Genomic DNA, 20,324 nt, shown 5'->3' with positions numbered 1-20,324 from the left:
TCGAGCCACGGTAGCCACCGCCGTTCGCGCCTGTCACGGCCCGGCGCACAGCCGCACCCGTTGCGTGTTCCCGCACCCCGTGCAGGCCGTGGAGAGAGTGCGCGAACCTGCACAGGGTGCGGGAATGCGACAGGCGGACGCGCCGTGAATCCGGCAGCAAATCGGCGACACCGCACCGGGCCTCGCTCAGCGAAAGTCTCGCGATTTGGTGGCGACGCGCAGGTCCAGGAGCTGGAGGTGTTCCGCGACGACGCTCACCACACCCTCGGCATTCTGTACCCGGCCGCGGATCAGTAGGGCGGAGGCGCCCTGGGCGGTGCGGCGGTAGCGCCGCCACAGGCCCACCGAGCACACCACGTTCACCATGCCGGTCTCGTCCTCCAGATTGACGAAGGTGACTCCGGCGGCGGTGGCGGGTCGCTGTCGATGCGTAACCGCGCCTCCGACAAGCACTTTCGATCCGTCCGGCACCTGGGAGAGCTGCGCGGTGGACAGCGCGCCGAGCGAATTCAGGTGCGAGCGCAGGAATTCGGTCGGATAGCTGCCCGGCGACACCCCGCTCGCCCATACGTCGGCGGCGGCGAGTTCCAGCTCGCTCATGCCGGGCAGGGCGGGTGCTGCGGTCGCGGCGCCCGTGCCGGGCAGCCGCCCGGCGCGCTCCCCCGCTGCCGCGCCCGCCGCCCACAACGCCTGCCTGCGATCGAGTCCCAGACTGTCCAATGCGCCCGCGGTGGCGAGCGATTCGGCCTGCGGCACGGAGAGTTCGACCCGCCCGGTCAAGTCCACGAACGAGGTGTAGGGCCCCGATTCCCTTGCCGCGAAGATCTTTTCGGCCAGCTCGTCACCGATGTGCCGGACCGTGGACAGGCCGAGCCGCACCTCGGTGCCGCGCCGCTCCAGCGTGGCGTCGGCGCGGCCGTGATTGATGTCCGGACCGTGCACCACCACGCCGTGCCGCCGGGCATCGGCGACCAGCGACTGCGGCGAGTAGAAACCCATCGGCTGCGCGTTCAGCAGACCGGCGCAGAACGCCGCCGGATGATGCAGCTTGAACCACGCGGAGTAGAAGACCAGCGAGGCGAAACTCTGCGAATGACTTTCGGGGAAGCCGAAATTCGCGAACGCGTACACCTTCTCGTAGATGTTGTCCGCCAGTGCGCCGGTGATGCCGTGCAATTCACGCATGCCCTGATAGAAGCGCTCGCGCAGCCGCTCCATCCGCTCGGTCGAGCGCTTGGATCCCATGGCGCGGCGCAGCTGATCCGCCTCGACCGCGGTGAAACCGGCGACGTCGACGGCCATCTGCATCAGCTGCTCCTGGAACAGCGGCACACCCAGCGTGCGGGACAGCGAATTCTCCAGTGCCGCATGCTCGTAGGTCACTTCCTCACTACCGTTGCGGCGACGGATGTAGGGATGCACCGAGCCGCCCTGGATGGGTCCCGGCCGGATCAGCGCCACCTCCACCACCAGGTCGTAGAACTCGCGCGGCCGCAGCCGCGGCAGGGTGGCCATCTGCGCCCGCGACTCCACCTGGAAGACCCCCACCGAGTCGGCGCGCTGCAGCATCTCGTAGACGCCCGGCTCCTGCAGATCCAGCCGATGCAGCTCGACGGTCTCGCCGGTGTGCTCGCGCACCAGGTCGATCATGTAGTGCAGCGCCGACAGCATGCCCAGGCCGAGCAGGTCGAATTTCACCAAACCCGCTGCGGCGCAATCGTCCTTGTCCCACTGCAGCACGCTGCGGCCGGGCATGCGGGCCCATTCCACCGGGCACACGTCGGCGACGGGGCGATCGCAGATCACCATGCCGCCCGAGTGGATGCCCAGATGCCTCGGCAGGCCCTCGATCTCACCGGCGAGCGTCAGCACCTCGTCGGGAATATCGGTGTGGGTCTCGCCCGCGACGCCGGTCCAGCGGCTCACCTGTTTGCTCCACGCGTCCTGCTGACCGGGCGAGAAACCCAGCGCCCGGGCGGCGTCGCGGACCGCCGACTTGCCGCGATAGGTGATCACGTTGGCCACCTGAGCGGCGTATTCGCGCCCGTACTTGGCGTAGACGTGCTGGATCGCCTCCTCGCGGCGGTCCGATTCGATGTCGAGATCGATGTCGGGCGGGCCGTCGCGCTCCGGCGACAAGAACCGCTCGAACAGCAACTCGTTGGCCACCGGATCGACGTTGGTGATGCCGATCGCGTAGCAGACCGCGGAATTCGCGGCCGAACCCCGCCCCTGGCACAGGATGTCGTGCCGCTTGCAGAAATCCACGATGTCGTGCACCACCAGGAAGTAGCCGGGAAACTTCATCTCCTCGATGATTCGCAGTTCGTGCTCGATCTGCCGGTAAGCCTTAGGGTTTCGCTCCGGGCTCCCATACCTGCGAGCCGCACCATCCATAACGAGTCGGCGCAGCCAGGTGTACTCGTCGTGCCCGTCCGGCACGGTGAACGGCGGTAGTTCGGGGGCTATCAGTCGCAGATCGAAGGCGCATTCCCGGCCGAGCGCGACGGCCTCGGCGATCGCCTGCGGATACTCCGCGAACAATCGCGCCATCTCGGCGCCGGAGCGCAGATGGGCGCCGCCCGCCGGTGCGAGCCACCCGGACATCTCGTCCAGGCTCTGCCGGGCCCGGATCGCGGCCAGCGCCATGGCGCGGCGGCGATGCGCGGGAGCCGCGAAATGTGCTGCGGTGCTTGCGATCACCGGTAGGCCCACGTGATCGGCGAGGGCGAGCAGCCGAGCGTTGCGTTCGTCGTCCTCCGGAATGCCGTGCCGGGTGAGTTCCACGGTCACCCGATCGGCGCCGAACCGTTCCACCAGGTCTCGCAGCGCCGTCTCGGCCGCCGCATCGCTCTCCCGAAGCGCCTGGCGCACATGCCCTTTGCGACATCCGGTGAGAATCTGCCAGTGGCCCCCGGCGGCCGCGGTGAGCCGATCCAGGTCGTAGCGCAGGATCCCCTTCTCTCCCGCCGCCATGTGCGCGGCCGAGATCTCCCGCGACAGCCGGCGATATCCTTCCTGCCCACGGGCCAGCACCAGCAGATGCGGTCCTGCGGGGTCGGGGGCGCCGGCGCGGGGTTCGGAGTCGGCCGCCGCGAGCGGATCGCTCAGCGACAGTTCCGCGCCGAAGATCGTCGGCATCCCCCATTCGGCCGCCGCCTCCGCGAAGCGCACCACGCCGTAGAGGCCGTCGTGGTCGGTGAGCGCGAGCGCCTCCAGGCCCAGCCGCACCGCCTCCTCCACCAGTTCCTCCGGCTGGCTGGCCCCGTCGAGGAAGCTGTAGGCGGAGTGCGCGTGCAACTCCGCGTACGGCACCACCGGTTCTCCCGGCCGCGGCCGCGATCCGGCCCGGTACTCGCCACGCTTGCGCGACCAGGCAGGACTGTCGCCGCCGTCCCCGGGCGGATCGTCGGTGCGGCCGGGTCGCCCGGACAGCACCCGCTCCATCTCCGCCCACGTCGGCGGGCCGTTGCCCCAACCCATACACACCTCCGGCAAACCGATCGGTCCCCTCTGCTGTCGAACATACATTCGATATCGTGGAGATGGCCACCGGGGTTGCCGGACTGTGACGAACCAACGTTGGCGAGGTAACTTACTTTGGAGTAAGTTCGGGAGAACTCGACCTGCAAGGGAGCAGCGATGACCGACAACCATGCGGCCACCGGACCCGGCGACGGCAGCCTGCGCGGTCCGGGTCGCCGGCGCGCCCGCCGGGACCTGACCGGCAGACACGTCCTGATCACCGGCGCCTCCTCCGGCATCGGGCGAGCCGCCGCGCTCGCGGTCGCCGCCAAGGGCGCCGTCGTGTTCCTGCTCGCCCGCCGCGGCGGCGAATTGGACGCAGTGGTCGAGGAGATCCGGGCCGCGGGCGGCGAGGCCTACGGCTACCAGTGCGACGTGACCGACTCCGAGTCCGTGGACCACACCGTGAAGACCATCCTCGACACCCACGACCACGTCGACATGCTGGTCAACAACGCCGGCCGGTCCATCCGCCGCGCGGTGCACCGCTCGACCGACCGGCTGCACGATTTCGAGCGCACCATGGCGGTCAACTACTTCGGCGCGGTGCGGATGACGCTGGCGCTGCTGCCGCGGATGCGCGAGCGCAAGTTCGGCCACATCGTCAACATCTCCAGCGCCGGGGTGCAGGTCGCCACCCCGCGCTTCGCCGCCTACCTCGCCTCCAAGGCCGCCCTCGACAAGTTCGCCGAGGTGACCGCGGCCGAAATGCTCGCCGACAACATCACTTTCACCACCATCCACATGCCGCTGGTACGCACCCCGATGATCACGCCGAGCGGCAAACAGGGCCCGTCGGAGTCGCCCGAGTGGGCCGCGGCCACCATCGTGCGCGCCCTCACCGATCGGCCCAAGCGCATCGATGTACCGCTGGGCACGCTGGCCGAGTACGGCACCCTGTTCACCCCGCGGTTGAAGGACCGCATCATGCACCGCTACTACCGGGCGCTGCCGGATTCTCCCGCCGCCAAGGGCGAGACGCAGCCGGAGGACGACACCGACGCGGAAGAGCTTGTGCCCGAAGCGGAACCGCGCCGTCAGCCCACGGCCGCGGGACGGATCACGCGCACCACCCTCCGCCGGGCCGCCCGCCTGGTCCCCGGCACCCACTGGTGATCACGTCAGAACCGCTCTCCCGCGGCCAGTTTGCCGATGATCTGTGCCATCCGCCGCGCCCGCGTCTCCGGCCGCACGGCGTTGCCGAGGTGATAACCGATCGCGGCGCGGGACTGGCCGTCGAGGGTTTCGAAGAAGGCCGCGGCCTCCGCGTTCGCCGCCAGCGCGTCGAGGAAGTCCCGCGGCAGCTCCCGGCCGTAGGCGTTGGCCCAGCGCCCGTCCAGCTTGGCGCGTTCGATCTCCGCGTGCCCTGCCGGATGCACCAGCCCCTGCTCGACCAGCTCCTCGACCAGGCCGATATTGCGCTGCGACCAGGGGCTGCGCCGACGGCGCGGAGTGAAGCCGACCAGGTAGAAGTCCTCGTCGAAGGAGCGGGCCTGACCATCGATCCAGCCGAAGCACAGCGCCTGCCGTAACGCGCCCGCGTAGTCCAGGGACACGATCCCCGTCCCCTTCTTCGCGAACTTCAGCCAGATGCCGTCGACCGCGGCATGGTTGGCCTCCAGCCATACCCGAAATACCTGTTCATCGGGGAAGAACAGGGTCGGACGCTCCAGAACGGACATCGTTTCACTGTAGAAGCCGCTGCCCCTTCAGTGACCGAGGAACGGCAGCACGGTGGCAGTGAACTGCCGGTACCGGTCGCGGTGAATGCTGTGGCCGCAGTCGAAGGCGTCCACGGCGCAGTCGGCGATCGCGGCGCGGAACAGCTCCAGCTTCTCCGGATCGACCATGCCGCCGGGGCCGCCGCGCAGCATCAGGGTGGGCGCGGTGATCTCCGAAAGACGCTCCCACCACTCCGGATTCGGCTTGCGGAACTGCTCCAGCGCGATCCGCGTCATCGACCGGTCGTATGCCAGCACCGCGCCCGGATGGCGGACCAGGCTGCTGGTGGCGTGCCACAGCTCCGGCAGACTGGGCAGGCGGCGGGTGAGGGTGAGTTGCTCGTCGCCGGACCGCAGCGGCAGCGGCTGCTCCTCGATGACCAGGCGGCGCACCAGTTCGGGACGCTCGATCGCCACACACGACACCGCGTAGCCGCCGAGCGAATGCCCGACCAGGTCCGCGGTGGTCAGCTCGAGCCGATCGCACAGCCGCAGCACGTCCGCGCCGAAGTCGTCGAACCGGTAGGAGCCGGTGTGCGCGCTGCGCCCGTGGCCGCGCAGATCCGGGATGATCACCCGTCGGCCGTGCCGCACCAGCAGCCGGGCGAACCGGTCCCAGGTGTGGCCGTCGCCGCCCATGCCGTGCACCAGCACGACCGGGACATCGGACAGCGGGTGCGCGACGGCCGGCGCTCCGGAATCGCGGTAGGCGATTCGCACGCCCGCCAGCGACACCCGGGTAACCGTCGACTCCACGATCAGCCAGGGTACGGGTTTCGCGAGGCCACCGCCGCAGGTTGTGGGCGGAGCCATAGGCGGTGCACGGGAAAATACTTGGCGTGACCGGGACGCGGTTCGCGATACTGCGGCGCATGCCCACCTTCGCGGAATTCGACCGGCGCAACTATCGCACCGTGGACGTCGCCACCGGGTACGACGGCTGGGCGCCCACCTATGAGCAGACCGTCATGGACGAGATGGACCTCGCGCTGCTGGGACGGCTGCGGCGACCGGACTGGACCGGGGCGCGGCGGGCCGCCGACCTGGGGTGCGGCACCGGGCGGACCGGCGCGTGGCTGCGTGAGCACGGCGTCGCGCACATCGACGGCGTCGACCTGAGCGAGGGGATGCTGTCGCGGGCGCGCGACCGCGGCGCGCACTCCAGCCTCGTCCGGAGCGATGTGCGTGACACCGGATTGGCCAGCGGCGCATACGATCTGGTGATCTCCTCGCTGATCGACGAGCATCTGCCCGACCTCGCGCCGTTCTACGCCGAGGCGCGGCGGCTGGCCGCGCCCGGCGGCGCCTTCGTCCTCGTCTGCTATCACCCGCAGTTCATGATGGTGACCGGGATGCCGACCCACTACACGGCCGAAACCGGTGAGCCACTGGCGATCAGCACCCATCTGCACCTGTTCAGCGAGCATGTGAACGCCGGGGTCGCGGCGGGCTGGCAGCTCGTCGAATCGGCCGAGGCGGTGGTGGACGACGCCTGGCTCGCCGCCAAACCCAAGTGGGCGGCACTGCGCGGGCATCCGTTCACCATGGCGCTGGTGTGGACCGTGCCGCGCTGATTCACTCGTAGCTGATTCATTCGTAGAGGCCCTCGACATGCCACTCCCGGTCGTAGCCGAGGAGCAGCAGGACGCGGAACTCGGCATCCAGCAGCACCTGGGCGCGGACGGCGCCGTCGGCGAGATGGTCACCGGCCCACCAGCGTTCGTCGAGCAGCCACGGTCCGGTCCAGCCGGTCACGTCCCACTGTTTGCTGCTCCAGCGCAGTTTGGCCGGTTCGGCGGTGAACAGGCCGCGGTCGGTGATCCATACCGGGGCGCCGTCGGCGGCTTCCAGTGTCACGCCGGGGTGGTTGACCAGGACCACGGCGGGTGCGGGCGCGGGCAGCCTGCCAGGCCAGGGCAGCGCCGGGTCGGCCGCGGGCATCCGCTCGTCGCCCAGCGCGACCAGGGTGACGCGTTCGGCCGGGCCGCGGCCGCCGCTGAGCACCCCGATCCGCACCGCTTCGCCGCCCAGCAGACCCTGCACTCGAACCAGTGCGCGACGGGCGCGCTCGTCGCCCTCGCCGACCCCGCCCCACAGACCGAGTTGCAAGGCGCCCGCCGTCACCACCTCGACGGGTTCCAGGCGGAGCAGTGTGATCGGAGCACTCGGGGTCGAGTCGAATCTCCCACGGCTGCTTGCGTTTCCGAGACTCGGCCGATCGGGGGCGCGGTCGTCGGCCGCCCGTCCGTGGATGGCGCCGAAATCCGATTCCGACGACTCCGGCCCGCCGCGTAGCGCGCGGTGGGTGAGCCAGCCGTCCAGCTGCCAGCGCACCCGGTCGGCGGTCTCCTCCGGGGTGAGCGGTTCGGCGCAGCGCCAGATCCGGGAAAGGCGCTCTCCGGCAGCGGTTTCCGCGATCACCGAGAGCCGGGTGCACGCCACCGAGGCGGCGGACAACCGCTCGTGTAATCGCGTGGCCAGCAGGCGACCGGCGAAGGCGGCGGCGTCGACCCGGTCGATCGGGGGGTCGCAGGAATAGTCCACCGCAAGGTCCGGCGCGGGCGGGCGGGCCGACGGCAGCCGCTCCGGCTCCGCCCGGGCGCAGCGGTGCGCGCGGATCGCGTCGGCGCCGAAGCGCGAGGCGACCTCGGCCCGGGTCAGCGCGGCGAAGTCGCCGATCCGGCGCAGGCCCAGGCGATGCAGCAGATCCACCAGTTCCGCGCGTTCCGGCGCGGCCAGGCTCGGTTCGGCGGCGAGTTCCCGCACCGGCAGCGGCGCCAGGAACCGGGCGCCCGTTCCGGACGGCACGACGGCGGCCCGGCGGGCGGCGATCACGGCCGTCGACAACTCGTCGGCGATGCCGATCTGGCATTCGACCCCGACCGCCGCCACCGCGTCGACGAGCCGCTCGGCCGCCACCGTCTCCGATCCGAAGAACCGGGCGGCGCCGCGCGCGCTCAGGACCAGCAGCCCCGGCCGCAGCACCTCCACACCGGGCACCGTCGCGTCCACGGCCGCCACGACCGGCTCGAACAGCCGCGCGTCCCGATCCGGATCCGACTGCGCCACATACAGATCCGGACAGCGGGCCTGCGCCTCCCGGCGCTTCAGCCCACGCTGCACACCCGCGGCCCGCGCCACCGCCGAGCACGCCACCACCCGGTTGGCGTGCAGCACCACCACCGGTCGGGTCGGCGGCACATCGGCCAGCGCGGCCGCCGCGGCGGCCGGCCAATCGGGGCACCACAGCGCCAGCACCCGCCGCGCCCTCACCCCCATCGTGGAACCGCTCGGGAGGCACGGGACAACTCACTCACCACATGCCCCGCCCTAACCCCCTGCCACACAACAACTCTGCGCGCTGCGAGCCCAGCGGCCGGATCGCCTGTCGCGACCTGCGGCTGGCGGCAGCGCAAGCCGGACGTCCGCTCGACAGGCTTTCGTAAGGCGACGACAGGCTTCACGAAGCGGCCTCGCGTACGGGTGTCAATTGCTGTGGCGGATTCGCCTGGGCCGCAATCCATTCGACTCGGTCGGCGCGGGGACTCAGTTCCAAGGTGCCCGTGCGAGGTGGGGCGGAGCGGGCGTGCACTCGGACGTCCAGGCGCATGGTGCGCAAGCGGCCGCAGCCGCGACCCACGCCGTCGTAGCCCGCCACCCGGGCCTCGATCCGCAGGGCCGGACCGCTCCAGGCGCCACCGGTGACGATCAGCGTGGAGCCCTTGCTGCGGGCGCGGGCGGCGAGCACCCGAGTTCGGCTGGGCGGCACCGACAGTCCGCCCAGGCCGAGCACCACCAGATCCAGGCCGTCGAGCAACACGGCGGCGACCTCCACCGGGTCCGAGCCGGGGTCGGGCACCACCGCCAGCCGGTCCAGCTCGGCGCCCATCTCGGCCGCGGCGAGCAGACCGAGCCGGGGCAGGCCGACCGCCGCGGCATGACCGCCCGCACCCGTCACCGCGGCGAGCAGACCGGCCAGCAGCGAACTCGCGCCCGCGTACGCCACCACCGACCCCTTCGCCACACCGCCCTCCGGCAGCAGCTCCACCAGCGCGGACGGCACCGCCAGCGACTCCCGGTGCAACGGCCGGCGCAGCGTCGCGCCCGCACCACGCGCCGGGACGGCCGCCATTCGCCGCCGCAACTCCGCCAGCCGCTCTCGCTGAGCCTCTCCAGCCGAACCCATCCTCGACCACCTATCTCCACCGAATGGACTCCACCGCTCGGGCCGCAGCCTGCGCGAGCCGCCGCGGCCGAACCGGCACGACGCCGGAGCCGCCACTCCAGCACCGATTCAGCTATCGATCTGTCTCGAATATACGTTCGACTTCCCTTCAGTAGAACCCCACCCCCGATTCCCGTCAAGCGGCACCCGCGCGAGCGCACCCGCGCGAACCCGAACCACCGAAGCAGGCCAGTCAGGACGGTTTTCCGCTATCCTCGCGCCGTGACCGAACGCGCCCGTCCCATCGTCGGCCCCGACTACCTGGTCGCCGGCCGCTACCGCCTGCAATCGAAGCTGGGCGGCGGCGGCATGGGCGCGGTATGGCTGGCTCACGACCGGCTGCTGAACCGCGACGTCGCCATCAAGCAGGTGCTCACCACGGCCGGGCTCAGCGAGCAGGAGGCCACCGAGGTCCGCAACCGGATCATCCACGAGGGTCGCGTCGCCGCGAAGCTGTCGCACGAGCACGCCATCGCCGTCTACGACGTGGTCCTCGAGGCGGGCGAGCCGTGGCTGGTCATGGAGTACCTGCCCTCGCGCAGCGTGGCGAAGGCGCTGGCGCTGGCGGATACGCTGCCGCCGATCGAGGTGGCGCAGATCGGCGCGCAGGTCGCCGACGCCCTGGCCGCCGCGCACGCCGCGGGAATCACCCATCGCGACATCAAGCCCGGCAATATTCTCGTCGCCGACCGCGGCGCCGAGGTGGGCAAGGTCAAGCTCAGCGACTTCGGCATCTCCGCCGGCACCGGCGACCCGCACGACGAGCTGGACGACGTGATCACCGGAACCCCCGCCTACCTACCCCCCGAGGTGGCGCGCGGCGCCCGGCCGACCGAGGCCAGCGACGTATTCTCGCTCGGCGCAACGCTCTACACCGCGATAGAGGGCCAGCCGCCGTACGGCCTCGACGACGACAACGACGCGATCGTCATGCGCGCCGCGATGGCACAGATCATCCCGCCCAGCCGCAGCGGCGCCCTGACCCCCGTGCTGCTGCACATGATGGAGCCCGCCCCCCAGCGCCGCCCCTCCATGGCCGAGGCACGCAACGAAATCCTCACCGCCGCTTTCGGTCCCGGCACCGCCCCCTACATTCTGGGCGCCCCCGTCCGCACCGACGACGGCACCATCCCCGCGTGGGCGGCCCGGAACTCGGCCGCCGGCCTACGCAGCCCCCACTCCACGCCGCTCCCCCGGCCGCCCCGCGCCACAGCACAGAATTCCCCTGCCGCACAACAGAAGTCGCAGGGATTCGACCTGTCCGCCCTGGGCCCCAACGCCGCACCCCTGGCCATAGCCATCGGGCTGCTGATAGGACTGTTGATCCTGATCATCATCCTGGTGGCGGTGCTGTAACCACCCTCAGTCGATCCGCCGCCGATGCGCCCATCGAGTGAGCGCATTCCGATTGGACTGCTGAGTCTTTCGCAGCACATTGGACGCATGAGTCTCCACGGTCTTGACCGAAATGAACAAGGACTCAGCGATCTCCCGGTACGTGTATCCCCGCGCGAGCAACCGCAGCACCTCCAGCTCCCGCGGCGTCAGCGAGTCCAGCTCGGGATCCAGAGGCGGCTCCGGCACCGGTGACCGACCGGTGAACGAGTCGAGCACGAACCCCGCCAGCCGTGGACTGAACACCGCGTCACCCCCGGCGACGCGCCGAATGCCATCCGCCAGTTCGGGACCGGAAATGGTCTTGGTGACATATCCACGCGCACCGGCCCGGATCACCGCGATCACATCCTCGGCGGCGTCGGACACACTGAGCGCCAGGCACACCGGCCCGTCCTCGACCCCTTGCAACACCGCCACCCCGCCACCGTCGGGCATGTGCACATCGAGCAGCACCACATCGGGCCGGGCCGTCCCGACTCCGGCGATCGCCTCGGCCACCGTGCCCGCCTCGCCGATCACCTCGATATCGGATTCGCGGCTCAGCTCGGCCCGCACCCCGGACCGGAACACGGCGTGATCGTCCACCAGAAACACCCGGATACTCACTGCTCTCCTCATTTCGGACCGATGCCCGTTGCCCGGGCGCGGCGACGCCCACTCATCGGTACCACAAGGCGCGCCGGTCCGCCGCCAACCTGGGCGCGGATCTACCATGCCCCGAGTGCGTATTCGAGTGGTTCCTTACGACAGCGAGTGGCCGCGCCAGGCTCGGGTGGCGATCACGGAACTGACCAATACCCTGCCCGGCCTCTTCCCCGAAATCGAGCACATGGGCAGCACCGCGGTGCCCGGGCTGGCGGCCAAACCGATCGCGGGGCAGCGCACCCACCACCTGCATGTGGTCCGCACCGCCGACTGGGACGGCCAGAACGAACGCATCCTGCGGGACTACCTGCGGGATCATCCCGCGGCGGCCGCCGACTATGCCGCGCTGAAACAGGCTCTCGCGGAGGAGATCTCCGATCCGGAGTTGTACACCCGTCGCAAGACCGATCTGATCCAGCAACTCGTGGACGCGGCCCGCGCCGAGCTGAGCCTCCCGCTGGTCCCGGTGTGGGTCGACTGATCCTCTCCCCTACCGATACCTCGACCGCTCGAACCGGTTATCTACCCGGCCGCGCATGCTGGCGCTGCCCATCGGCATCTACCGAGGTCTCGTGGTCCGCCGATTCGCCCTGGCCTTCCGAATTCCGCGCCGCGGTGAATCGACCGTCGCCCACGGACTCGTCCGCATTCTCCGAGACCGCTTCGTCGCCGACCTCTCCCTCGGAGTCGTTGCGGGGCAGCATGATCCGGACCTCGGTGCCGCGGCCGCGGGTGGACTGGATCTCCACGGTGCCGCCGCGGCGCTCGATTCGGGCCCGGATGGATTTGGCCAGGCCCCGACGGTCGGCGGGGACGTCGGCCGGGTCGAAGCCGGTGCCGCGGTCACGCACGAAGATGCTCACCTGATGCGGTTCCACCTCGGCGAACAGATCGATGGTGGGGACGCCCGCGTGTTTGGCGGCATTCACCAATGCCTCGCGGCTGGCGCCCAGGACGGCGGTGAAATGCTCCCGGGGCAGACCGATACCTGTCTCGCCCGGATCCATCGACACATCGCCGACCGTCACCGGCGTGACCTTCACTCCGTGCTGATCCTCGACCTCACCGGCGATGGTGCGCAGCGCGGCAGCGAGGCTGGACTGCGCCGGCACGGTGTCCTCGAACAGCCACCGGCGCAGCTCCCGCTCCTGACTGCGAGCCAGCCGCGTGACCTCCTGCGGGTCCTCGGCCTGCCGCTGGATCAATGCCAGCGTCTGCAGGACCGAGTCGTGCAGGTGTGAGGCGATCTCCTCGCGCTCCTCGTTGCGGATGCGGGCGGCGCGCTCGGCATTCAGGGCGCGCATCATCCGCAGCCACAGCGGCACCGTCAGCAGGCCCATCCCGATCAGCGTCACCGCGACGGCGATCAGCGCCGAGCCCATGGAACTCAGATTGATCCGGGCCAGCACCACCACGCCCAAACCGACCACGATCAGCGTGATACCGGCCAGGATGCGCGTCCAGGTGAGCACCGAGGGCCGTGCGGGCAGTCCGAGAATCGACCGCGGACCCTCCGCGTCGAATTCGCGCCACACCAGCGCCGCGCCGACCGCCACCACGATGATCGGCGCGACCACCTTGGCCGCGGTGCCGTTGAACAGCCACGACATCGACACGGCCAGCGCCAGCCCGAGCAGGATCAGGCCCACCGCCTGCCGCCGCTCCGAATTGGACGGCGGTGGGGCGTCGGCACCGGCCGGGGTGCAGATCCACAGCATCCCGTAGGCGACGATGCCCGCCCCCATCAGCGCCGACAGCAGCACGAACGCCATCCGCACCTTGAAGACATCGACCCCGAGATGATCGGCGACACCGCCCGCGACACCGCCGACGACCCGCCCCCCGGATCGCCGCATCAGCCGCGGAAACGGCGGCGCGGTCTGAACTCCGCGCGCGTCGAACGCGGGTGTGGACGGATACATGCCTTCGATACTGGCACGCCCTACCGACACCGACCATCAGGAAATACCCCCATTCGGCCGAACCCGCGGGCGGAGTTCCGTGCGGCGCGAATATCGCTCGCGGCACGGTAACGATTTCGTAGCGCAGGGGGCGTTGACCGGGGCGGCGGAGTTCAGGTTCGCAATCAGGGTGAACCCCGATGTGCTGCGGCGGCGGCGATCGCCACCATGGAACCATGACCAGAGCGAACGGCTGGGCCGGCGGGACCGGCCGGATGGGATTCAACGAGCAACTCCACCATTTGTGGCGGACTCGCCCGCGGCGGCTGCCGCGGCAGGGGCCGATCGCGGGCGTCGCCGCCGGGTTCGGGCGTCGCTACGGGGTGGATCCGGTGCTGGTGCGGGTCGTGTTCGTGGTCGCGTCGATCTTCGGTGGCGCGGGCATCGTGCTCTACCTGGCGGCCTGGCTGTTGCTGCCGGCGGCCGGCGACCAGGTCTCGGCCACCGAGGGACTGCTGGGCCGGGGCCAGACTTCGCAGTCGCCGACCAAGACCATAGTGCTGATCGTGGCCCTGGCGATCGCCGTGAGCACCATGGGTCCGGTCGGAGTGGGGCTGGGCGGGTCCGGTCTGATCAGCTTCGCGCTGATGCTGGCGGGCTGGTGGCTGCTCTACCTGCGGCAGCCGGAGCCACCCGCCGACGGCTACGACGCGCTGATCGCCGAGGGCGGCACCGCCTCGACCGGCTACCCCGGCACCATGTTCCCCGGCGCCTCGCCGTGGGTGGGGCCCACCTACGGCCCCTACACCCGGCTGCCGGACCACTACGAACCCGAGCAGCCGAAAACCCCTCCCGCACAAGCTTTCTCCCCGGACAACACGGCCACGGACGTCATCCCGCGACCGGACCGCGACACCGCGGTACTCCCGGCCGACACCGCCGTGCTGCGCACCGAGAGCCCCGCCGAATCGCGGTCTTCCACCGCCACCACATCATTCGACCCCGGCACGACGCCAGGTTCGGCGGCCGACACCACCACCTCGAGCCCGACAGCCGACGCGAGCACAGCACCGGACACGGCCACAGAGGTCGACACGGCATCGGGCGCGGCGGCTTCCGACGACGCGACACCGGGATCTATCGGTGAGGTAGGCGCGACCTCGGACACGGCCGCCGATACCGAGGTGCTACCGACTGAGGAAGGCACCCGCGCTGACCGGCCCGCGCGGCCGGCCGCTGTCCCGCCCATCGGCGATTGGCGCACCCGGACCGCACCGGGACCCGCTCGGCCCGGGCTCACCCCGCCGGGCTGGGATCCGCTGGGTGTCGCTCCGCTGGCCTGGGATCTGCCCGAGCCCGGTCCGGCTCAGCCGGTCGTGATGCAGCCGCCACCGCCGTCGCGGCCGCGTTCCCGGCTCACGCCGATGGTGATCGGTCTGGCCGTTCTCGCCGCGGCTGTCGCGGGCGCCATGGCCGCCGCGGGGGTGGAGTGGATGACTCCCGCCCGGATCGGCGCGGTGGCGCTGGCGGTGGTCGCGCTCGGGCTGATCGTAGGCGCGTTCCTGCGCCGCGGTTACGGGTTGATGGTGGTGCTGGCTCCTCTGGCCGGTTTCGTCATCCTGGCGGCGATCGCCGGGCCCGTGGAATTCGACCGCGGCGCGATGGGAGACCACACCTGGACACCGGCCACCGTCGCCGACCTGCATTCGGATTATCGGGTGAATCTCGGTTCGGGCACCCTGGACCTGCGTTCGCTCGCCCTGACCGAGAACCGGACGGTGGACGTGTCGGTACGCATGGGCGATGTGCGGGTGCTGGTGCCGGAATCCATGCGATTGCGGGCCAATTGCACGTCGCAAATGGGTGACATGCGATGTCCGCAGGGACTCACGGGCCCCGCCGACGGACCGGTGCTCACCCTCAATATCGATGTCCACGCCGGAGACGCGGAGGTGAAACGTGGCTGACAATTCGGAAACCCGTCGGGGACCGTCGTTCTCGATGCTGCTGGCCGGAGTGCTGGCACTACTGGTCAGCGTCTGGGCTTTCATCGGCCCGTCCTCGTGGCCGGCGCACAGCATCATTCCGATCGGCTGGATCGTGGTCGCGGCCGCGATCGTGGTCGGCATCGTCCTGGTGGTCGCGCCGCGGAAGAAAAAGAACTGAATATCCGCAGACGAACAGGGGCTTGGATCGCGATGATCCAAGCCCCTGTTGTCGCAAGTACTCTCAGCGCATTCGGGTGAAGCTGCGATAGTGATCGCCGGTGTACCAGGCCGACCCGTCGCTACCGGTGACGATGCGCTCCGCGTCCCGAGATTGCCCCGGCTGTTTGGGATTCACATCCCACTCCTGATACCGGATCCGGTTACCGCCACCGTCGTTCGCGGGCAACTGCCCCTCACGATTGCTCCACGTGCCGCCGCCCTTGGTGCCTTCCGCGCCGGCAGCGTCCGGCCATTGCCCGGCGTCGATCAGCTGCAACGTCTTCCACGCCCGGTCCGGAACAGTGTCCGCCACCAGCCGCACCTCGACCGGCCCCGCCGCCACCGAAGCCGGAGCATGATCACGCCCTGCCTCGCCTCCGGGCATCAGCAACACGGACGCCGCCGCGAGCACCGCCATAGCGAGCCCGGCGAATCCCGTGAATACCTTGCCCCACAAGCCTTTCGCCCGATCGGATCCCTGAGTCATCGGCTACCTCCCCAACATAGGCCGAGCCCGATCCGACTCGGCGCCTAACCCGAGCACCGAGCGACACCCTGGCAGCAGACCCTGAACCCCCGCAACACATCACACCACGCCGAACTTGCGACTCGGTGAAAACTCTCGGCACACGCCGAATTCATTCCCACTCGATAGTCCCCGGCGGCTTACTGGTCACATCCAATACCACCCGATTGACCTCCGCCACCTCATTGGTGATCCGAGTCGAGATCCGTTCGAGCACTTCATAAGGCAACCGAGTCCAATCCGCGGTCATCGCATCCTCACTGGACACCGGGCGCAACACGATCGGATGCCCATAGGTCCGCCCGTCCCCCTGCACCCCGACACTGCGAACGTCGGCCAGCAACACCACCGGACACTGCCAGATCTGCTTGTCCAGCCCCGCCGCGGTCAGCTCCTCGCGAGCGATCGCATCGGCCTGCCGCAATGTGCTCAGCCGATCGCGAGTCACCTCGCCGACAATGCGGATGGCAAGTCCCGGCCCCGGGAACGGCTGGCGCGCCACGATTTCCTCGGGCAGTCCGAGTTCCCGCCCGACGGCACGCACCTCGTCCTTGAACAACAGCCGCAGCGGCTCGACGAGCTCGAATTCCAGATCCTCGGGCAGCCCACCGACATTGTGATGACTCTTGATATTGGCCGTACCCGTGCCACCGCCGGATTCCACCACGTCCGGGTAGAGCGTGCCCTGCACCAGATACTCCACGTTCGCGGCGCCGCCCTCGTCCGCACCGGTCTCCTCGACGATCTGCGCGACGGCGTCCTCGAACGACCGGATGAACTCGCGCCCGATGATCTTGCGCTTCTCCTCCGGGTCGGTGACGCCCTTCAGCTCGCCGAGGAACTTGTCCACCGCGTCGACGGTGATCAACTTCGCCCCGGTCGCGGCGACGAAATCGCGCTGGACCTGTTCGCGTTCACCGGAACGCAGCAGTCCGTGGTCGACGAACACACAGGTCAGCTTGTCCCCGATGGCGCGCTGGACGAGCGCGGCCGCGACCGCGGAGTCAACGCCCCCCGACAGGGCGCAGATGGCGTGCCCGTCGCCGATCTGCTCGCGCACCCGCGCGATCAGGAGGTCGGCGATATTGGCGGAGGTCCACGCGCTCGGGATACCGGCCATCTCGTGCAGGAACCGGCTCAGTACCTGCTGTCCGTGCGGGGAATGCAGCACCTCCGGGTGGTATTGCACGCCGGCCAGCCGCCGCGCGCGGTTTTCGAACGCGGCCACGGGCGCACCCGTCGTGGTGCCGGTGACCTCGAAGCCTTCGGGCGCGTCGGTGACGGCGTCGCCGTGGCTCATCCACACCGGCTGCACGGTGGGCAGGCCGCCGTGCAGGACGCCGCCGTCGATGCTCAGTTCGGTGCGGCCGTATTCGCGGGTGCCGGTGTGGGCGACGGTGCCGCCGAGCGCCCGCGCCATCGCCTGGAAGCCGTAGCAGATGCCGAACACCGGCACGTCCAGGTCGAACAGCCGCGCGTCCAACTGGGGGGCGCCTTCGGCGTAGACGCTGGCCGGGCCGCCGGAGAGGATGACGGCGGCCGGTTTGCGGTCGGCGATCTCCTCGACGGTCGCGGTGTGCGGGACCACCTCGGAGTAGACGCTGGATTCACGCACCCGCCGGGCGATCAGCTGCGCGTATTGCGCCCCGAAGTCGACGACGAGGACTGGTCGCTGGGTTTCTGCCACCGGCACAGTTTAGTGAGCACGCGATCGGGTCCTGTGCCCGGGCAAACCGGCGGGAACAGCGCCCCGAACATCCCACCGCTGGGGACATCGCCGAACCGCGCTCGCCGTGTCGCGCGGCGACACGCCCTCGTGGTAGTCACTGCCACGAATCCCCGTGTGGCACAAGCTCCCTGCTCGGCGAACCGGCAGCACCTCGGGCGACGGTAAAGATCACCGAGCGCCGTGGAACTGTCACGCAACCCGGACGTACGACGAGGCCCGGCCAGCTATCCTCGTGCTCGTGCCATTCGCCCGTGCGATCGATGCCGAGATCCATTACGAGGACAGTGGCGGCCACGGCCCGGTTGTGCTCCTCGGGCACGAATTCTTCATGGACCGAACGATGTTCGCGTCACAGGTCGCCGCGCTGGCTCCGGAGTTCCGCATCGTCGCCTGGGATGCCCGCGGGCACGGCCGCACCCGCGACAAGGGTTTGCCCTACACGTACTGGACCGCCGCCCGCGACGCCCTGACGGTGCTGGACCAGCTCGGCGTCGAACGCGCCGTCGTCGGCGGCACCTCGCAGGGCGGGTTCAGTGCGATGCGCACCGCCCTGCTGGCGCCCGAGCGGGTGGCAGCGCTGATCCTGATCGCCACCGAGGCGCACAGCCCGACCCCGCGGGAGCTGGAGACGTCTCGCAGATTCCTCGACCGCTGGCACGAGCCCGGCGTGCGGCGGGCCCTGGCCGACCATCTCGCGCAGTGGCTCATCGGCGACGACCCGTGGTACCGCGCGGTATGGACCAAGCGCTGGCTGAACCGCGACCCGCACGCCACCGAGGTAGCGGCAGGCTGCCTGCTCGGCCGCGACTCGATCATCGACCGACTTCCCGAAATCACCTGTCCCGCACTGGTGATTCATCCGACCCGAGCCGGCATCCCCACCGCGCATGCCGCGGAAATGGCTCGCGCCCTGGTGAATTCACGCTACCTGGAGATCGAGGGCGCGCACCAAGCGGTGAACATGACGCACCCCGCGCAGGTGAACACCGCTATCCGCGAGTTCCTCCGCCGCACGGTCGTCCGCGCCGGTTGACCCGGGCGAGCAGACCAGAGCCCGATCTCAGGCCCGGACCGTGAGACCCACCCGCTGAAACTCCTTGAGTTCGCAGTACCCGGCCTTGGCCATCGAACGGCGCAGTCCCCCAACAAGATTCACCGAACCCCAGGGATCGCTGGACGGCCCGTACAACACCTGCTGCAACGTAGGCCGCTCGTCCTCCTCGGCGAACTTCAACAGCGCCCCGCGCGGCACCGAGGGATGCGCGGCGGCCGACGGCCAGAACCACCCACGCCCCGGCGCCTCCTGCGCCAGCGCCAGCGGCACCCCGAGCATGGCGGCGTCGGCGCCGCAGGCGATGGCCTTGGCCAGATGCCCCGACGACACGATGTCGCCGTCGGCGATGACGTGCACGTACCGGCCACCGGTCTCGTCGAGGTAGTCACGCCGCGCGGCGGCGGCATCGGCAATGGCGGTCGCCAGCGACACCCCGATCCCGAGCACCTCACCGGTGGTGGTGGCGCCCGGCGTGGAGCCGTAACCGACGATCACGCCCGCCGCACCGGTACGCATCAGATGCAGCGCGGTGCGGTGGTCGCTGACCCCACCGGCCACCACGGGCACATCGAGATCGGCGATGAAGGTCTTCAGGTTCAGCGGCTCACCGTCACCGACGTGTTCGGCAGAGATGATCGTGCCGTGCACAACCAGCAGGTCCACCCCCGCCTGCACCAGCGCCGGGGTGAGCTGCCGGGCATTCTGCGGACTCACCCGCACCGCCACCGTCACGCCCGCGGCCCGCACCTGCGCCACCGCCGCGGCCAGCAGGTCCGCCTGCATGGGCGCGGCGTGCAACTGCTGCAGCAGCGCGACCGCCGCCTCGGTGCCTTCCTTCTCGGCGACTTCGAGCAGCTGGTCGATGCGCGCGGCGACATCGGCGTGCCGCGCCCACAGCCCCTCACCGTTGATGACGCCGAGCCCGCCGAGCCGTCCCAGCTCGATGGCGAACTCCGGCGATACCAGAGCGTCGGTCGGGTGGGTCACCAGTGGAATGTCGAACCGGTAGGCGTCCAGCTGCCAGGCCAGCGAGACCTGCTTGGACGACCGGGTCCGCCGCGAGGGCACGATGTCGACATCGTCCAGTTCGTAGGTACGCCGGGCGGTCCGGCCCATGCCGATCTCGACCATGTCGCGCACTGGTGTATCTCCTTGCTGTGTCTTTTGGCCGCGGCTCCGCCGCGGCGGGGTTTTTTTGGCCCCGGGGGGGGGGGGTTTTTTTAGGGGGGGCCGGGGGAGAGGAGAGGGGTGAGGGGCGGCGGCGCACCTGGGCGGCCTCGATCCGGGACTCTTCCAAAATGGTTGCTGCCCTGGCGGTGCCCGGATCGGTTCCCTCCGGCGGGTTCCAGCGGGTGTGGGCGGCGTGGGCGCATTCGTGGGTCAGCGCGCCCCA

Annotated in this window: 17 protein-coding genes; 7 read left to right on the top strand and 10 right to left on the bottom strand. The window is 70.1% G+C overall.

Annotated features, from left to right (window positions below; genetic code table 11):
• Positions 1 to 186: 186 nt before the first annotated feature.
• On the bottom strand, positions 187 to 3,483 hold the full coding sequence (locus tag QH470_RS24625; RefSeq protein WP_280274710.1) for an error-prone DNA polymerase: 3,297 nt from the start codon (positions 3,481 to 3,483) through the stop codon (positions 187 to 189).
• A gap of 159 nt (positions 3,484 to 3,642) precedes the next feature.
• Here QH470_RS24625 and QH470_RS24620 point away from each other — a divergent pair, with 159 nt between their 5' ends.
• On the top strand, positions 3,643 to 4,641 hold the full coding sequence (locus QH470_RS24620; protein ID WP_280274709.1) for an SDR family NAD(P)-dependent oxidoreductase: 999 nt from the start codon (positions 3,643 to 3,645) through the stop codon (positions 4,639 to 4,641).
• A 5-nt stretch (positions 4,642 to 4,646) separates the two neighbouring features.
• On the opposite strand, the gene QH470_RS24615 is transcribed toward QH470_RS24620, so the two are convergent.
• Entirely contained in the window at positions 4,647 to 5,207 is a 561-nt protein-coding gene (locus tag QH470_RS24615) for a YdeI/OmpD-associated family protein (RefSeq protein WP_280274708.1), read from the bottom strand.
• A gap of 27 nt (positions 5,208 to 5,234) precedes the next feature.
• Positions 5,235 to 6,002 carry an alpha/beta fold hydrolase gene (locus QH470_RS24610; protein ID WP_280274707.1) on the bottom strand — a complete coding sequence of 256 codons (768 nt, stop codon included), beginning with the start codon at positions 6,000 to 6,002 and terminating at the stop codon, positions 5,235 to 5,237.
• Between the two features lie 83 nt (positions 6,003 to 6,085).
• Between QH470_RS24610 and QH470_RS24605 the strand changes: the two genes are divergently transcribed.
• On the top strand, positions 6,086 to 6,820 hold the full coding sequence (locus QH470_RS24605) for a class I SAM-dependent DNA methyltransferase (RefSeq protein ID WP_280274706.1): 735 nt from the start codon (positions 6,086 to 6,088) through the stop codon (positions 6,818 to 6,820).
• A gap of 16 nt (positions 6,821 to 6,836) precedes the next feature.
• On the opposite strand, the gene QH470_RS24600 is transcribed toward QH470_RS24605, so the two are convergent.
• Both QH470_RS24600 and QH470_RS24595 read right to left on the bottom strand, forming a co-directional pair.
• Entirely contained in the window at positions 6,837 to 8,525 is a 1,689-nt protein-coding gene (locus tag QH470_RS24600) for a DNA polymerase Y family protein (RefSeq protein ID WP_280274705.1), read from the bottom strand.
• A 181-nt stretch (positions 8,526 to 8,706) separates the two neighbouring features.
• Positions 8,707 to 9,432, bottom strand: coding sequence for a hypothetical protein (locus QH470_RS24595; RefSeq protein ID WP_280274704.1), 726 nt, complete (start codon positions 9,430 to 9,432; stop codon positions 8,707 to 8,709).
• 261 nt (positions 9,433 to 9,693) lie between these two features.
• On the opposite strand from QH470_RS24595, the gene QH470_RS24590 reads away from it, so the two are divergent.
• The gene (locus tag QH470_RS24590) at positions 9,694 to 10,827 is read left to right on the top strand and encodes a serine/threonine-protein kinase (RefSeq protein WP_280274703.1); all 1,134 of its coding nucleotides are present in this window, start codon (positions 9,694 to 9,696) and stop codon (positions 10,825 to 10,827) included.
• A gap of 6 nt (positions 10,828 to 10,833) precedes the next feature.
• On the opposite strand, the gene QH470_RS24585 is transcribed toward QH470_RS24590, so the two are convergent.
• Complete coding sequence (locus QH470_RS24585; RefSeq protein WP_280274702.1) at positions 10,834 to 11,487, bottom strand: response regulator transcription factor; 654 nt, start codon at positions 11,485 to 11,487, stop codon at positions 10,834 to 10,836.
• 103 nt (positions 11,488 to 11,590) lie between these two features.
• On the opposite strand from QH470_RS24585, the gene QH470_RS24580 reads away from it, so the two are divergent.
• On the top strand, positions 11,591 to 11,995 hold the full coding sequence (locus tag QH470_RS24580) for a GrpB family protein (protein ID WP_280274701.1): 405 nt from the start codon (positions 11,591 to 11,593) through the stop codon (positions 11,993 to 11,995).
• A 37-nt stretch (positions 11,996 to 12,032) separates the two neighbouring features.
• On the opposite strand, the gene QH470_RS24575 is transcribed toward QH470_RS24580, so the two are convergent.
• A complete protein-coding gene (locus tag QH470_RS24575; RefSeq protein WP_280274700.1) occupies positions 12,033 to 13,436 on the bottom strand; it encodes an ATP-binding protein in 1,404 nt (467 codons plus the stop codon).
• Between the two features lie 215 nt (positions 13,437 to 13,651).
• On the opposite strand from QH470_RS24575, the gene QH470_RS24570 reads away from it, so the two are divergent.
• Positions 13,652 to 15,382 carry a PspC domain-containing protein gene (locus QH470_RS24570; protein ID WP_280274699.1) on the top strand — a complete coding sequence of 577 codons (1,731 nt, stop codon included), beginning with the start codon at positions 13,652 to 13,654 and terminating at the stop codon, positions 15,380 to 15,382.
• Complete coding sequence (locus QH470_RS24565) at positions 15,375 to 15,581, top strand: hypothetical protein (RefSeq protein WP_280274698.1); 207 nt, start codon at positions 15,375 to 15,377, stop codon at positions 15,579 to 15,581. Before QH470_RS24570 ends, QH470_RS24565 begins: the two co-directional genes overlap by 8 nt.
• A 63-nt stretch (positions 15,582 to 15,644) precedes the next feature.
• On the opposite strand, the gene QH470_RS24560 is transcribed toward QH470_RS24565, so the two are convergent.
• Positions 15,645 to 16,109 (bottom strand): guanyl-specific ribonuclease, encoded by a 465-nt coding sequence (locus tag QH470_RS24560; protein ID WP_280274697.1) that lies wholly within the window; start codon positions 16,107 to 16,109, stop codon positions 15,645 to 15,647.
• Positions 16,110 to 16,260: 151 nt separating this feature from the next.
• Positions 16,261 to 17,835: a glutamine-hydrolyzing GMP synthase gene (gene guaA, locus QH470_RS24555; protein ID WP_425302771.1), complete on the bottom strand. Its 1,575-nt coding sequence runs from the start codon at positions 17,833 to 17,835 to the stop codon at positions 16,261 to 16,263.
• A 280-nt stretch (positions 17,836 to 18,115) separates the two neighbouring features.
• Here guaA and QH470_RS24550 point away from each other — a divergent pair, with 280 nt between their 5' ends.
• The gene (locus QH470_RS24550; RefSeq protein WP_280274695.1) at positions 18,116 to 18,910 is read left to right on the top strand and encodes an alpha/beta fold hydrolase; all 795 of its coding nucleotides are present in this window, start codon (positions 18,116 to 18,118) and stop codon (positions 18,908 to 18,910) included.
• A gap of 27 nt (positions 18,911 to 18,937) precedes the next feature.
• Here QH470_RS24550 and QH470_RS24545 read toward each other — a convergent pair whose 3' ends face one another.
• Positions 18,938 to 20,071: a GuaB3 family IMP dehydrogenase-related protein gene (locus QH470_RS24545; RefSeq protein ID WP_280274694.1), complete on the bottom strand. Its 1,134-nt coding sequence runs from the start codon at positions 20,069 to 20,071 to the stop codon at positions 18,938 to 18,940.
• Between the last annotated feature and the right edge of the window lie 253 nt (positions 20,072 to 20,324).

Source organism: Nocardia wallacei, from assembly GCF_029868745.1.
Lineage (GTDB): Bacteria > Actinomycetota > Actinomycetes > Mycobacteriales > Mycobacteriaceae > Nocardia > Nocardia wallacei_B.
Note: the sequence above shows the minus strand (reverse complement) of the source record. Positions and strands in the feature narration are given on the sequence as shown.

Excerpts from the sequence above, each read along its gene's own strand:
- QH470_RS24625 (WP_280274710.1), bottom strand. The coding sequence starts at position 3,483 with ATGGGTTGGGGCAACGGCCCGCCGACGTGGGCGGAGATGGAGCGGGTG.
- QH470_RS24620 (WP_280274709.1), top strand. The coding sequence starts at position 3,643 with ATGACCGACAACCATGCGGCCACCGGACCCGGCGACGGCAGCCTGCGC.
- QH470_RS24615 (WP_280274708.1), bottom strand. The coding sequence starts at position 5,207 with ATGTCCGTTCTGGAGCGTCCGACCCTGTTCTTCCCCGATGAACAGGTA.
- QH470_RS24600 (WP_280274705.1), bottom strand. The coding sequence starts at position 8,525 with ATGGGGGTGAGGGCGCGGCGGGTGCTGGCGCTGTGGTGCCCCGATTGG.
- QH470_RS24595 (WP_280274704.1), bottom strand. The coding sequence starts at position 9,432 with ATGGGTTCGGCTGGAGAGGCTCAGCGAGAGCGGCTGGCGGAGTTGCGG.
- QH470_RS24585 (WP_280274702.1), bottom strand. The coding sequence starts at position 11,487 with ATGAGGAGAGCAGTGAGTATCCGGGTGTTTCTGGTGGACGATCACGCC.
- QH470_RS24575 (WP_280274700.1), bottom strand. The coding sequence starts at position 13,436 with ATGTATCCGTCCACACCCGCGTTCGACGCGCGCGGAGTTCAGACCGCG.
- QH470_RS24570 (WP_280274699.1), top strand. The coding sequence starts at position 13,652 with ATGACCAGAGCGAACGGCTGGGCCGGCGGGACCGGCCGGATGGGATTC.
- QH470_RS24560 (WP_280274697.1), bottom strand. The coding sequence starts at position 16,109 with ATGACTCAGGGATCCGATCGGGCGAAAGGCTTGTGGGGCAAGGTATTC.